The sequence below is a fragment of the Terrabacter sp. P2_E3 genome (assembly GCF_056403915.1).
Genome location: NZ_JBFUEN010000009.1, coordinates 130,991 through 144,543 on the forward strand (window position 1 = coordinate 130,991; position 13,553 = coordinate 144,543).

Annotated in this window: 14 protein-coding genes; 5 read left to right on the forward strand and 9 right to left on the reverse strand. The window is 71.0% G+C overall.

The annotated features are described in order from the left end of the window. The first annotated feature begins 39 nt into the window (after window positions 1–39). The 4 genes from AC1DW8_RS13030 (at window position 40) to AC1DW8_RS13045 (ending at window position 1,668) form a co-directional block, all read left to right on the forward strand. Complete coding sequence (locus AC1DW8_RS13030; RefSeq protein ID WP_056780039.1) at window positions 40–546, forward strand: HNH endonuclease; 507 nt, start codon at window positions 40–42, stop codon at window positions 544–546. After that, window positions 543–917: a WhiB family transcriptional regulator gene (locus tag AC1DW8_RS13035; RefSeq protein ID WP_478094482.1), complete on the forward strand. Its 375-nt coding sequence runs from the start codon at window positions 543–545 to the stop codon at window positions 915–917. The genes AC1DW8_RS13030 and AC1DW8_RS13035 overlap by 4 nt, the downstream gene beginning before the upstream one ends. Before the next feature lie 253 nt (window positions 918–1,170). Next, window positions 1,171–1,410, forward strand: coding sequence for an LAGLIDADG family homing endonuclease (locus tag AC1DW8_RS13040; RefSeq protein WP_056824942.1), 240 nt, complete (start codon window positions 1,171–1,173; stop codon window positions 1,408–1,410). 18 nt (window positions 1,411–1,428) lie between these two features. Then, window positions 1,429–1,668, forward strand: coding sequence for a hypothetical protein (locus tag AC1DW8_RS13045; protein ID WP_478094484.1), 240 nt, complete (start codon window positions 1,429–1,431; stop codon window positions 1,666–1,668). A 34-nt stretch (window positions 1,669–1,702) separates the two neighbouring features. On the opposite strand, the gene fabF is transcribed toward AC1DW8_RS13045, so the two are convergent. The 9 genes from fabF to aceE all read right to left on the reverse strand — a co-directional run bounded on the left by fabF (window position 1,703) and on the right by aceE (window position 12,783). Then, complete coding sequence (gene fabF / locus AC1DW8_RS13050) at window positions 1,703–2,953, reverse strand: beta-ketoacyl-ACP synthase II (RefSeq protein WP_056780027.1); 1,251 nt, start codon at window positions 2,951–2,953, stop codon at window positions 1,703–1,705. A gap of 145 nt (window positions 2,954–3,098) precedes the next feature. Further along, window positions 3,099–3,347, reverse strand: coding sequence for an acyl carrier protein (locus AC1DW8_RS13055; RefSeq protein WP_020145270.1), 249 nt, complete (start codon window positions 3,345–3,347; stop codon window positions 3,099–3,101). A 138-nt stretch (window positions 3,348–3,485) separates the two neighbouring features. Continuing rightward, window positions 3,486–4,541 (reverse strand): beta-ketoacyl-ACP synthase III, encoded by a 1,056-nt coding sequence (locus tag AC1DW8_RS13060; RefSeq protein ID WP_200959039.1) that lies wholly within the window; start codon window positions 4,539–4,541, stop codon window positions 3,486–3,488. Between the two features lie 148 nt (window positions 4,542–4,689). Next, the gene (locus tag AC1DW8_RS13065) at window positions 4,690–5,622 is read right to left on the reverse strand and encodes an ACP S-malonyltransferase (protein WP_478094487.1); all 933 of its coding nucleotides are present in this window, start codon (window positions 5,620–5,622) and stop codon (window positions 4,690–4,692) included. 46 nt (window positions 5,623–5,668) lie between these two features. Further along, window positions 5,669–7,033 carry a PucR family transcriptional regulator gene (locus tag AC1DW8_RS13070; RefSeq protein ID WP_478094489.1) on the reverse strand — a complete coding sequence of 455 codons (1,365 nt, stop codon included), beginning with the start codon at window positions 7,031–7,033 and terminating at the stop codon, window positions 5,669–5,671. Between the two features lie 105 nt (window positions 7,034–7,138). Further along, entirely contained in the window at window positions 7,139–7,855 is a 717-nt protein-coding gene (locus tag AC1DW8_RS13075) for a class I SAM-dependent methyltransferase (RefSeq protein WP_478094491.1), read from the reverse strand. 59 nt (window positions 7,856–7,914) lie between these two features. Further along, on the reverse strand, window positions 7,915–8,379 hold the full coding sequence (locus AC1DW8_RS13080; protein ID WP_478094493.1) for an SRPBCC family protein: 465 nt from the start codon (window positions 8,377–8,379) through the stop codon (window positions 7,915–7,917). Beyond that, window positions 8,376–9,863: an argininosuccinate synthase gene (argG, locus tag AC1DW8_RS13085; protein WP_478094495.1), complete on the reverse strand. Its 1,488-nt coding sequence runs from the start codon at window positions 9,861–9,863 to the stop codon at window positions 8,376–8,378. Before argG ends, AC1DW8_RS13080 begins: the two co-directional genes overlap by 4 nt. A 148-nt stretch (window positions 9,864–10,011) precedes the next feature. After that, a complete protein-coding gene (gene aceE, locus AC1DW8_RS13090; protein ID WP_056780010.1) occupies window positions 10,012–12,783 on the reverse strand; it encodes a pyruvate dehydrogenase (acetyl-transferring), homodimeric type in 2,772 nt (923 codons plus the stop codon). Between the two features lie 293 nt (window positions 12,784–13,076). On the opposite strand from aceE, the gene AC1DW8_RS13095 reads away from it, so the two are divergent. Beyond that, complete coding sequence (locus tag AC1DW8_RS13095; protein WP_056780006.1) at window positions 13,077–13,493, forward strand: DUF3052 domain-containing protein; 417 nt, start codon at window positions 13,077–13,079, stop codon at window positions 13,491–13,493. Window positions 13,494–13,553 lie beyond the last annotated feature (60 nt).

Below are 13,553 nucleotides of genomic sequence, written 5' to 3' on the forward strand. Positions count from 1 at the left end.
CACGACGACCCGACGAGACCACGGAGAGGAGGACCGACCATGACCCAGGTCGAGGTGTGGAACGCCGACGAGACGCTGCTGCACCGCGTCTCGGTGCGGCACGCCGTGCGGATGATCTGGCGTGGCGTCGCAACCCCCGTCGAGGTCCACGCCACGGAGCGTTTCGGCCCCTACCAGGTGCCGGTCGTCGTGCGGCTGGTGCGGTACGTCGAGCAGAAGTGGCTCTACTCGCGCACCCGGGCCGCCTACTCGCGTGAGGGTGTGCTGCTTCGCGACCGGCACCAGTGCGCCTACTGCGGCCGCTTCACGGCCACGACCATGGACCACGTCCTGCCGCGATCGCGCGGCGGTGCGACGTCGTGGACCAACGCAGTGGCGGCCTGCGAGCCGTGCAACCTCCGCAAGGGTGACCGCACCCCGGACGAGGCGCGGATGCCGATTCGCTGGGAGCCCTACGTCCCGACCCGGGTGCACCTGCACTTCGCCCGGACGACCACATCGACCGCGACGCACGTCACCGAGCTCGGGAAGGAGCCCGCCAGATGACGAGGAACCGTACGACCCTTCGGACCCAGTCCCTCGGACAGGTCGGTCTCCGCCCGGCTACCCGGGGCGGCCCGGCGCTCGACGCGTGGATCTTCCGCGCGGCGTCGGAGCATCCCTTCGAGCTGGGCGGCGCCCTGCCGCTCTGCGCGGCGGAGGATCCGGACCTCTTCTGGCCGGCCACCGAGGCCGAGGCCGATCAGGCCAGGACGGTGTGCCGGGCGTGCCCGCTCGCCGAGGCCTGCCTGGCCGTGGCGCAGCAGCGCCTCGAGTGGGGCGTCTGGGGCGGGCAGCTGCTCGCCAAGGGGTGCCCGACGACCGAGCTCCCCGGCAACGTGCGCCCGTCGGCGCACGACACGGCGCGCAGCGCCTGACACCGAGGACGTATGCCGGGTGGCGCGCTCCCGACGGACGCCGCCACCCGGCCGAGACCTGCCAGCGCGAAGGCTGTGTCGGTGGCACCGCCTAGCGTCTGATCATGTTGCTAGATCCGTCCCGACCCGAGGTTTCCGACCTGCTCGGACTCCTGCACACGGACGGATGGCACTCGGGGTGTGTTGACCACAAGGCAAGGTTGGCATCGAGCTACATGAGCGCGACGTGGCTCCACCGAGAGAATGTGGGCTGGTGTCGAGGGCGTACCTGCGGGGGGTGCTCGATGGGGATGGATCGGTGGGGTTCACGCGGACGGGTGCGCCGTTCGTGAGCCTGGTGACCGCTTCAGAGCCCATGGCGCGGTTCTTCGAGGACCAGGTCTGGGAGGTCTGCGGTGTACGACGCTCCACACGGCGGAACACCCGTGACCGAGTGTTCAACGTGATGGTGACCAACACGTCTGCAGCGCTGATGGCAGGGCATTGCTGGTAGGCGGGGGACTGGCCGGTCATGGCTCGAAAGGCGAGCGCCGCGGCCGAGGTCGCGGCGTGGCAGCCACTGCCGGAGAAGGCCGGTCGCTACGGCGTCAAGCGAGAGAAGTGGACGGCGGCGCAGGACGAGCTGCTGCTGTCGCACTCACTCGCCGAGACCGCGGAGATCCTCGGGCGCACCATGAAGTCGGTATCCGTGCGCCGATGGAGGCTCCGGCATGGCATCACGAACGGACACCAGAGCCCTGACCACTCTTGAGCAGTCAGGGCTCTGGTTCCGGCGTGGCGATGAGTCAGATGCTGCGGATCGCCAGGGCGACGTTGTGGCCGCCGAAGCCGAACGAGTTGTTCAGGGCGGCGAGGTCGCCGTCGGGCAGCTTCTGGTGCTCACCCGTGACGACGTTGAGGGGGATCTCGGGGTCCTGGTCGTCGAGGTTGATCGTCGCCGGCACGAGGCGGTGGTAGATCGACTGGATCGTGATGACCGCCTCGAGCGCACCCGCCGCGCCGAGCAGGTGCCCGGTCATCGACTTCGTGGCCGTCACCGACATGTTCTCGGTGTGGTCGCCGAAGGCCCGCTTGATGGCGTTGTACTCGGCCACGTCACCGACGGGGGTCGAGGTGGCGTGCGCGTTGATGTGGATGATGTCGGTCGGTGACAGGTCGGCCCGCTCGACCGCAAACAGCATCGCCCGTGCCGCACCGGAGCCGTTGGGCTCGGGGGCGGTGATGTGGTGGGCGTCGGCCGACATGCCGACGCTCGCGAGCTCGGCGTAGATGCGGGCGCCGCGGGCGCGGGCGTGCTCCTCCGACTCGAGGACGATGACGGCGGCGCCCTCACCGAGGACGAAGCCGTCACGGCCGGTGTCGTAGGGACGCGAGGCCCGGGCCGGGTCGTCGTTGCGCGTCGAGAGCGCCTGCATCGCGGCGAACCCCGAGATGGGCAGCGGGTGGACGGCGGCTTCCGTGCCGCCGGCGACGACGACGTCGGCGCGGCCCGTGCGGATCATGTCGATGGCGTAGCCCATGCTCTCGGCGCCGGACGCGCACGCGCTGACCGTCGTGTGGGCCCCGGCGCGGGCGCCGAGGTCGAGCGACACGGCTGCGGCAGGCCCGTTGGGCATGAGCATCGGGACCGCGAGCGGGTAGACGCGGCGCGGGCCCTTCTCCTTGAGCACGTCCCACTGGTCGAGGAGGGTCCACACGCCGCCGATGCCGGAGCCGATCGCGGCTCCGAGTCGCTCGGGGTCGACCTCAGGGGCGCCGGCGTCGGCCCACGCCTCACGTGCGGCGATGAGGGCGTACTGGCTCGACGGGTCGAGACGGCGCGTCTCGACCTTGGCGAGCACGTCGATCGGCGGGGTCGCTATCGTCGCGGCGAAGGTGACGGGGAGCTCGTACTTGGCGACCCAGTCGAAGTCCATCGTACGGGCGCCGGACCGGCCGGCGAGCAGGGCCTCCCACGTCTCCGTGGCGGTACCGCCCAGGGGCGTGGTGGCTCCGAGACCGGTGACCACGACGCGTCGGTCGCGATTGGACGTCATGGTGACGTGCTCCTCTGAGTCGAGTGGGGTGGGGTGGTGCGAGTGGTGCTGGGTCTGACGAGGCTGCTGCGGTGCTGCGTGGGTGGCGAGAGCCGCTGGTGCGGCTCGGTCGGCGCCCGGTGGTGCCGGGCGCCGACCGGGTGCATCAGGACTGCGCGCCGGCGATGAAGGTGACGGCGTCGCGGACGGTCTTGAGGTTCTTGACCTCGCTGTCCGGGATGCGCACGCCGAACTTCTCCTCGGCGTTGACGACGATCGTCATCATCGAGAGGGAGTCGATGTCGAGGTCCTCGGTGAAGGACTTGTCCATCTCGACGGACGCGGTGTCGAGGCCGGTCTCCTCGTTGACGATCTCGGCAAGACCCTCGAGGATCTCCTGCTCGGACTGAGCCATCTGTCTGCTCCTTGTTCGTGTTGGCGGTGCGTGCTTGCGGTGGTGCTCGGGGCTGTCATCCGTGGTGGATGGCAATCCGTGGCCCGAATGACCCGTCGGGACCGGCGGGAGTGCTGTGACTGCCCGTGCTGGGAGTGCTCAGGGCAGCACGACGACCTGCGCGGCATACACCAGACCGGCACCGAAGCCGATCTGGAGCGCGAGGCCGCCGCTGGGGATCTCCTTCTCGGCGAGCATGCGGGTCATCGCGAGCGGCACCGAGGCGGCGGACGTGTTGGCCGTGGTGACGATGTCGCGGGCCACGGGGATGTCGGCCGGCAGCTTGAGCTGCTTGACCATGGCGTCGATGATGCGGATGTTCGCCTGGTGCGGGATGAAGGCGTCGAGGTCGTCGGCCTTGATGCCCGCCTTGTCGATGGCCTGCTGCGCCACCGGGGCCATGCCCCAGACGGCCCAGCGGAAGACGGTCTGACCGGCCATGCCGATCGCGGGCCAGACGTTCTTGTCGGCCTGCGCGGACTGCCACGACTCGCGGACGTCGGTCCAGGCCTGCCTCTGGGTGATGGCGTCACGCTGGGTGCCGTCGGAGCCCCAGACCGTCGGGCCGATGCCCGGGGTGTCGCTCGGGCCGATGACGCACGCGCCGGCGCCGTCGCCGAAGATGAACGCGCTTCCGCGGTCGTAGGGGTCGGTGAAGTCGCTGAGCTTCTCGACGCCGACGACGAGGACGTAGTCGGCCGAGCCGCCCTTGACCATGTCGCTCGCCATCGCGACGCCGTAGCAGTAGCCGGCGCACGCGGCCGAGATGTCGAGGGCCGGGGCCGTCGAGCCGAGCCGAGAGGCGAGCTCGGGCGCCGCGGCCGGCGTCTGGTAGGGGTGCGTGACGGTGGCGACGAGGACGAAGCCGATCTGCTCCGGCGTGACGCCGGCGTGCTCGAGTGCCTGGCGGGAGGCGGCCTCGGCCATGTCGATGACGCTCTCGTCGTGGGCGGCGTAGTGGCGGCTGATGATGCCGGACCGCTCCCGGATCCACTCGTCGCTCGAGTCGATCTTGTCGACGATCTCGGAGTTCATGACGACGCGGGCGGGGCGGTAGGCGCCCACACCCAGGATCCGCGAGTGGCGCGCGGCGCCGGTGTCGACGAGGGTGCCGGTGCCCTTGGGCGTCGGCGCGGTGGCGCTGGTGGATGTCACGTGAGGCCTTCTCGAGGGTGAGGGTTCAGGTGGGTCGTGGTGCGGCGCGGGGGAGGTCCTGGTGAGACGGGGTCGCCGCCGGACGGGGACCTCTCCACGAGCGTGCCCCTGTCGGGGTCGGTGCGCCAGTCATGGGACGTCGGTGTCGTCAGGTGGACGCGTGAGCGGCGACGAGGGTGCGCGCCGCCTCGAGGTCGTCGGGCGTCTTGACGGCCAGGGTCTCCACTCCGGGCATGGCCCTCTTGGCGAGACCGACGAGGGTGCCGGCCGGGGCGAGCTCGAGCAGGCCCGTGACGCCGAGCGCGAGCATCGTCTCCATGCAGCGGTCCCAGCGCACGGGGTTGCTGACCTGGTGCACGAGCCGGTCGAGGGCGTCGGGTCCGTCGGCCACGGTGGCGCCGTCGGCGTTCGACAGCAGGCGGACGGTCGGCGCCGACGGCGTCACGTCAGCCGCAGCGGCGGCCAGTGCGTCGACAGCAGGGGACATGTGGTGGGTGTGGAACGCCCCGGCGACCTGGAGCGGGATGACCCGAGCCTTGGCCGGCGCCGCCCCGCGGAGCGCCTCGACCTGCTCGAGGGTGCCCGCGGCGACGACCTGGCCGGCGCCGTTGATGTTGGCCGGCGTCAGACCATGGGTCTCGAGGGCCGCGAGGACCTCCTCGGGGTCGCCGCCGAGCACGGCCGCCATGCCGGTCGGGGTGACCGCACTGGCCTCGGCCATGGCGCGGCCGCGGGTCGCGACGAAGGCGATCGCCTGGTCGTCGGTGATGACGCCCGCGAGTGCGGTGGCGGTGAGCTCCCCGACGGAGTGTCCGGCGAGGACGGCGCCCGTGGCGGCGAGCTCGGCGCGTGACGGGAAGAGCGCCGAGGCGGTCACGAGGCCGGCCGCGACGATGAGCGGCTGCGCGACGGCGGTGTCCTTGATCGTCTCGGCGTCGGACTCGGTGCCGTGGGCCACGAGGTCGTGCCCGGCGGCGCGGCCGAGGGAGGACAGCTGCTCGCGCACGCCGTCGAGCTCGAGCCACGGGGCGAGGAAGCCGGGGGTCTGGGAGCCCTGTCCAGGGCAGACGATCGCTAGCACGTGCTCAACCTTTCCGGGTTACCGGTGAGGACCTCGCCACCGAATGTCACGAAGTCGTCGGGGATAGTTTGGAGGTTTCCTCCAAGGGAGAACGATCGGTCGTGCGCGGCCGCAGCCGGGGCACCCGCGACGCCGCGGCCGCGACGCCGTCGCCCGCGCTGCCGGCAGCACCGACGAGGGCCGACCCGGCAGACCCTGCGGATCCGGCGGATCCGGCGGATCCGGCTGCGCCAGTGGCCGGGGTCGTCGTGAGGCGCCCGAGGGCGAGCGCGATGCGCACCGCCCAGCCCTCGCGCGGAGTCGTGAGGTCGTAGCCCGTGACGTCGGAGATGCGCCCCAGCCGGTAGCGCACGGTGTTGGGGTGCACGAAGAGGACCCGCGCCGTCGCCTCGAGCGACCCACCGTGCTCGAGGTAGGCGGTCGCCGTCTGGAGGAGTGGTGCGTGACCGGCCGCGGAGAGCGGTCGGTGGATGCGGTCGACGAGGATGCGGCGGGCCGGGGGGTCGCCGGCGAGGGCTCGTTCGGGCAGCACGGCGTCCGACTCGAGCACGCGCGGCGCATCGGGCCATGCGGGCGCGGCCGCGAGCCCGCTCAGGGCGGCGCGTGCCGAGCGTCCGGCCGCGAAGAGGTGCGGGACGGTCGGCCCGAGCACGATCGGTCCGGGCCCGAAGCAGTCCGCGACGGCCTCGACGACCCGCGGCGCCTCACGGGTGCCGCCGAGGATCGCGATGAGCCGCGAGCGCTGGACGATGGCGAGCGCCTCGACCCCGTGCTGCCGGACCGCCCGGCGCAGGTCGTCGACGGCGGGTACCGCTCCGCCGCTCGCGGTGGGGGTGCTGCCGACGACGAACGTCACGTCTGCGAGCTCCCCCCACCCGAGCGCGCTGGCCCGCGACTGCATGGAGTCGTCGGCCTCGCCGCGCAGGACGGCGTCGACGACGAGCGCCTCGAGCCGGGCGTCCCACGCGCCACGGGCCTCGGCCGCGCCGGCATAGACCTCCGCGGCGGCGAAGGCGATCTCACGGGAGAAGCGCAGCACCGACTCGCGCAGCAGCTGCTCGTCGCCGGGGGCGGCGAGGCCCTCGACCCGCGACTCGACGACGTCGACGACGGTCCGCACGAGGTCGAGCGTCTGGCGCAGGCTGACCGATCGGGTCAGCTCCTGCGGCGCGTTCGCGAAGATCGAGATGGCCGACGGTGGGTGGCTCTCCTCCTGGTGGAACCACGCGATGAACTGCGAGATGCCGGCCTGGGCGACGAGCCCGACCTGCGAGCGCTCCTCGGCCGAGAGGTCGCGGTACCACCGCAGGTGCTCCTCCATGCGCTGGGCAGCCAGCGTCGAGAGCTCGCCGGCGCTTCGCTCGACGGCGCGCGACGTCGCCTCGCTCGGGTGCTGCCGCGGTCCGCTCACGGGCCCAGCCTAGGTGTCCGGCTGCCCCGACTTTGTATGCCGCTCACAAACGGTGGGTGCGCACCTGACGGTCGTGGCCGGGGGCGGGCCACCGGCGGGAGCGGGTCAGCGGGCCGACAGGACGGCGGTGTGGCCGGCATACGTCCGCGGACCCTCGAAGTGGGGGAGGGAGGCCGCGAGGTCGGGGGAGAAGGTGGCGAGGTAGGCGCTCGCGGTCGCGTGGTCGGCGAAGGTCGCGCGGGTCTCGACGTCGCGCTGGACGACGTGTTCGAAGTGTCGACCGAGCACCTCGGCGGCATTCTCCGACATGAACTGGGTGACGAGCGCGTCACCGCCCGCCTCGCGCAGCAGCCCGGCGAGGTGCTCGCGGCCGTTCGTCGCGACGTAGAGCGTGCCCCCGTCGCGCAGGACGCGGCGCACCTCGCGGAGGGTGCCGTCGAGGTCGGGCACGTGGTAGAGCATCCAGGCCGCGACGGCGGCGTCGCACGAGCCGTCACCGAAGGGCAGGACGTCGGAGGACGCCACCTCCGCGGTGACGCCCAAGGCTCGGGTCGCCTCGACCATCGCGGGGGAGAGGTCGGTCGCGACGTAGTCGACGTCCGGGGCCTCGTCGAGGACGGAGCGAGCGAACGCTCCTGTGCCGCAGCCGATCTCGATCACACGCCTGGGCTGGGACGAGACGACGAGCGTCCGCAGCACGTCCACGGGGGACACGCCCTCGGGGCCCGGGCGCCACACGTCACGCCGCGTGCGGAGGTTGTCCGTGGAGGCGTACTGGCGGGCGACGTGGTCGCTCTCGGTGAGATGGGTGCTCGAGTCCATGACCGGCCACCCTAGCGGCGGCCACGGGGAGACCCCCGGACCGCCGACGGGTGCGTCGGTCAGCTCGAGACGGCTGACGCGAGGTTGCCGAGGCTGTCCTCGAGCTGGCTCTTCGCGACGAGCGGGAAGCTGACCTTGGACAGGATCTCCTTGTCGGTGACGTGGCTCCAGTCGTAGGTCAGCGTCACGAGGGTGGCGTTCGGGCCCTCCGGCGACAGCTCCCACATCCACTCCCACCCGGGCGGCGGCGTGTCGGCCGGCGCCGTCTTCCACGCGAGCAGGGAGTTGTGCGAGTAGCCCGAGACCGTGTTGTCGGTCTGGTACTCGCCCCCCATGTGGTCACCGGCCATGTTCATCCGGAACACGTCGCCGACCTTCTGGAGGCGCTCGGCCTTCTCGTCGGACCGCACGAAGCCGGACCCGTCGAGCTGGGGGTGGCGCTTCGGGTTGCTGAGCACGTCGAAGATCTCGGCGGCCGGGGCGTCGATGGTGCGCTGGACGGTGATTCTTCCGTTGTCGCTCATACAGGGCCCCTACCCGATCGGAGTGCTCGCAGGACCGCCTCCTCACCGGGTCGAGGGGTTGCCCGCGGCCCGGCCTCCATGGCGGCGCGGTCGAGCGCGTCGTCCTCGTTGTCGACGCCCACGGCAGCCGGGTTGGCCGAGATCGCGGCCGCGCCACCCGGCGTCAGCTCGCCCACGAGCTCGCGGGCGTCGGCGCCGAGAAGGCCCTGGGCGGCATACAGCTCGAGCTTGGCGCGGGAGTCGGCGATGTCGAGGTTGCGCATCGTCAGCTGGCCGATGCGGTCGACGGGACCGAAGGCGGCGTCCTCGGTGCGCTCCATCGAGAGCTTCTCGGGGTGATAGCTGAAGGCCGGCCCGGCGGTGCCCACGATCGACCAGTCGTCACCACGGCGGAGGCGGATCGTGACCTCACCCGTGACGGCCGAGGCGATCCAGCGCTGGATGGACTCACGGACCATGAGCGCCTGCGGGTCGAGCCAGCGGCCTTCGTAGAGAAGGCGGCCCAGCTTGCGGCCCTCGGCGTGGTAGTTGGCGATCGTGTCCTCGTTGTGGATCGCCGCGACGAGGCGCTCGTAGGTGATGTGGAGCAGCGCCATGGCGGGGGCCTCGTAGATGCCGCGCGACTTCGCCTCGATGATGCGGTTCTCGATCTGGTCGCTCATGCCGAGGCCGTGGCGGCCGCCGATGCGGTTGGCCGCGTCGACGAGGGCGACGGGGTCGGCATACTCCGTGCCGTTGACGGCGACGGGGCGACCGCGCTCCCAGCGCACCGTGACGTCCTCGGTCTCGATGGCGACCGAAGGGTCCCAGAACTTGACGCCCATGATCGGCTCGACGACCTCGATCGACTCGTCGAGGAACTCGAGGGTCTTGGCCTCGTGCGTGGCACCCCAGATGTTCGCGTCGGTGGAGTACGCCTTCTCGGCGGACGCCCGGTAGGGCAGCTCGCGTGCGGTCAGCCACTCGGACATCTCGTGCCGGCCGCCGAGCTCGGTGACGAAGTCGGCGTCGAGCCACGGCTTGTAGATGCGCAGGCTGGGGTTGGCCATGAGGCCGTAGCGGTAGAACCGCTCGATGTCGTTGCCCTTGAAGGTCGAGCCGTCGCCCCAGATCGAGACGCCGTCGTCCTGCATGGCGCGCACGAGCAGGGTGCCGGTGACGACCCGGCCGAGCGGGGTCGTGTTGAAGTACGTCTTGCCGCCGCTGCGGATGTGGAAGGCGCCGCACGCGATGGCGGACAGCCCCTCCTCGACGAGCGCGGCCTTGCAGTCCACGAGGCGGCTGATCTCGGCGCCGTACTGGCCGGCGCGGCCGGGGACGGAGTCGATGTCGGGCTCGTCGTGCTGCCCGAGGTCGGCCGTGTAGGTGCACGGGACCGCGCCCTTCTCACGCATCCAGGCAACAGCCACAGAGGTGTCGAGGCCGCCGGAGAAGGCGATGCCGACACGTTCACCGACGGGGAGCGAGGTCAGGACCTTGGACATGGATGTAAGTATATGCACAGCAGCGCATACCTATCCAATCGCGCGGATCGCCCCGACGGCGTATGCCGTGGGACGGGTGGGCGGGTGTGCGTGTGGCCCGGTCCTTGGGCAGGGACCGGGCCACACGGCATACGTCAGCCGGGGAGCGTCAGCTCTCGCCACCCGCGTTGCCGGAGGTGCCGGCGGTGACGTCGTCGAGCTGGTACTTCTCGGCGGCGCGACGGGGGACGTCGGCGTCGACCTTGCCCTCCTTGGCGAGCAGCTGCAGCGTCCGCACGGCGACCGACGGGCCGTCGATGTGGAAGAAGCGGCGGGCCGCGGCACGGGTGTCGGAGAAGCCGAAGCCGTCGGCGCCCAGGGTGGCGTACGTGCCCGGGACCCACTCGCGGATCTGGTCCTGGACGGCCCGCATGTAGTCGGAGACGCCCACGACCGGGCCCTCGGTGCCCTCGAGGCACTGGGTGACCCACGGCTTGATCGGCGGGCCGTCGGGGGAGAGGAATTCCTGCTCGTCGGCCGCGAGGCCGTCACGACGGAGCTCGTTCCACGAGGTGACCGACCAGACGTCGGCGGCCACACCCCAGTCGTCGGCGAGCAGCTGCTGCGCCTCGAGCGCCCACGGCACGCCGACGCCGGACCCGAGCAGCTGCGCCCGCGGCGCCTCGTGCGTCCAGCCCTCGGTGTCGGCGACCGAGATGCGGTGCATGCCGCGCAGGATGCCCTCGACGTCGACGGCCTCGGGCTCCTTCGGCTGCTGGATCGGCTCGTTGTAGACCGTGAGGTAGTAGATGACGTTCGACTCCTCGGGCGTGTTGCCCTCGCCGTACATCCGCTTGAGGCCGGCCTGCATGATGTGCGCGATCTCGTAGGCGTAGGCCGGGTCGTAGTGCACGACGGCCGGGTTGGTCGCGGCGAGGAGCGGGCTGTGGCCGTCGGCGTGCTGGAGGCCCTCACCCGTCAGGGTGGTGCGGCCGGCCGTCGCGCCGATGAGGAAGCCGCGCGTCATCTGGTCGGCGGCCGCCCAGATCGAGTCACCCGTGCGCTGGAAGCCGAACATCGAGTAGAAGACGTAGATCGGGATCATCGGCTTGCCGTGCGTCGCGTAGGACGTGCCGGCCGCCGTGAACGCGGCGAGCGAGCCCGCCTCGTTGATGCCGAGGTGCAGGATCTGGCCGCTGACGTTCTCGCGGTAGGCGAGCATCAGCTCGGCGTCGACCGGCGTGTAGTTCTGCCCGTTGGGGTTGTAGATCTTGATCGTCGGGAAGAACGCGTCCATGCCGAACGTGCGCGCCTCGTCGGGGATGATCGGCACGATGCGCGGGCCGAACTCCTTGTCGCGCAACAGGTCCTTGAGCAGGCGGACGAACGCCATCGTCGTGGCGACCTCCTGCTTGCCCGAGCCCTTCTTGACCTGGGCGTACGCCTCGTCGCCGGGCAGCTTGACCGGCTCGAAGTCGACGCGCCGGCTCGGCAGCGTGCCACCGAGCTTCTGGCGACGGTCGATCGAGTACTTGATGACCTCGCTGTCGGCACCGGGGTGGTAGTACGGCGGCTGGTAGGGGTTGGCCTCGAGCTGCTCGTCGGTGATCGGGATGCGGAGGCTGTCGCGGAAGGCCTTGAGGTCGTCCAGCGTCATCTTCTTCATCTGGTGCGTGGCGTTGCGGCCGGCGAAGTGCGAGCCGAGGCCGTAGCCCTTGATCGTCTTGGCGAGGATGACCGTCGGCTGGCCGGTGTGCTGGCGCGCCGCCTGGTAGGCCGCGAAGACCTTGCGGTAGTCGTGGCCGCCGCGCTTCAGGTCCCACCACACCTGGTCATCGGACCAGTCCTCGACCATCTTGGCCGTGCGCGGGTCGCGACCGAAGAAGTGGTCACGGACGTACTTGCCGTCGTTGGCGCGGAAGGTCTGGTAGTCGCCGTCGCTCGTCTGGTTCATGATGTGCACGAGTGCGCCGTCGCGGTCGGCGGCGAGCAGCGGGTCCCACCCGCGGCCCCAGACGACCTTGATGACGTTCCAGCCGGCGCCGCGGAAGAACGCCTCGAGCTCCTGGATGATCTTGCCGTTGCCGCGGACCGGTCCGTCGAGGCGCTGCAGGTTGCAGTTGATGACGAAGTTGAGGTTGTCGAGCTCCTCGTTGGCCGCGAGCTGGAGCAGGCCACGCGACTCGGGCTCGTCCATCTCGCCGTCACCGAGGAAGGCCCAGACGTCCTGCTGGCTGGTGTCCTTGATGCCGCGGTTGTGGAGGTACTTGTTGAACTGCGCCTGGTAGATCGCGTTCATCGGGCCGATGCCCATCGACACCGTCGGGAACTCCCAGTAGTTGGGGAGCAGCCGCGGGTGCGGGTAGGACGGGACGGCCTCGACGGTGCCGTCGACGCGGTGGCTCTTCTCCTGGCGGAAGCCGTCGAGCTGAGCCTCGGTGAGGTGGCCCTCGAGGAAGCTGCGGGCGTACATGCCGGGGGAGGCGTGGCCCTGGAAGTAGATCTGGTCGCCGCCGCCGGGGTGGTCCTTGCCGCGGAAGAAGTGGTTCATGCCCACCTCGTAGAGCGTCGCGGCGGACGCGTACGTCGAGATGTGCCCGCCGACGCCGATGCCGGGGCGCTGGGCGCGGTGCACCATGATCGCGGCGTTCCAGCGGATGTAGCGGCGCATCTCGCGCTCGACGTCCTCGTCGCCGGGGAACCACGGCTCGCGCTCCGGCGGGATCGTGTTGATGTAGTCGGTCGCCGTCAGGGAGGGGACGCCGACCTGCTGCTGGCGCGCGCGCTCGATGAGCTTGAGCATGATGTAGCGCGCCCGCGTCCGGCCCTTCTCGTCGAGGACGGCGTCGAGCGAGTCGATCCACTCCTGCGTCTCGTCCGGGTCGATGTCCGGGAGCTGACTGGGGATGCCGTTGAGGATCGGTCCGGCCTCGGATGCCACGTCGTGGGTCCTTTCTCGTCGCGAGGCGGCGCCCGCGGCCGGTCGGCCACGGCGCTGCACCCACCCATCCTCTACCAAACCGTGGTGGCCGTCACACTCGGGTCCAGCCCCGGGACGGCCACTGCGGCGTCTCCGCCGTCCCACCCGCTGGTATGCCGTGTGCTCCCTCTGGCGCGGCGTGCGCGTTGCGCACCCACCGGGTCGGGCTTGCGCGATAGCGTCGGAGCCAGTGCACTGATGTCGTGGCACCACGCCATGACACGACGCGCCAACGATCGAGAGGACCGGTGACAGTGAGCGAGACCGCGGGAGCGGCGTCCTTGAGCAAGCTCGGATTTGCCAAGGGGCAGATCGTCCAGGAGTTCGGCTATGACGACGACGTCGACGACGACCTGCGGTTCGAGCTCGAGGACGCCATCGGGACCGAGCTCGAGGACGAGGACTTCAACGACGGCGCGGACGGGGTGCTGCTCTGGTACCGCGACGGCGACGACGACCTCGTCGACCTCATGGTCGACGGGCTGACGAAGCTCTTCGACCAGGGCTTCATCGTGCTGCTGACGCCGAAGGCCGGACGGCCGGGCCACGTCGACGCGAGCGAGGTCGAGGAGGCCGCGTCCACGGCGGGGCTCACGACCGGTGGGCAGGTCAACGTCGCCGCCGACTGGGCGGCCACCCGGCTCATGCCCCCGAAGGGTCCGCGCCGCTGACCCACGCCTGACGTCCGGCCCGGGACCGGCCCGACGGGCCGGGGCCCCGGCCCGCTGTCG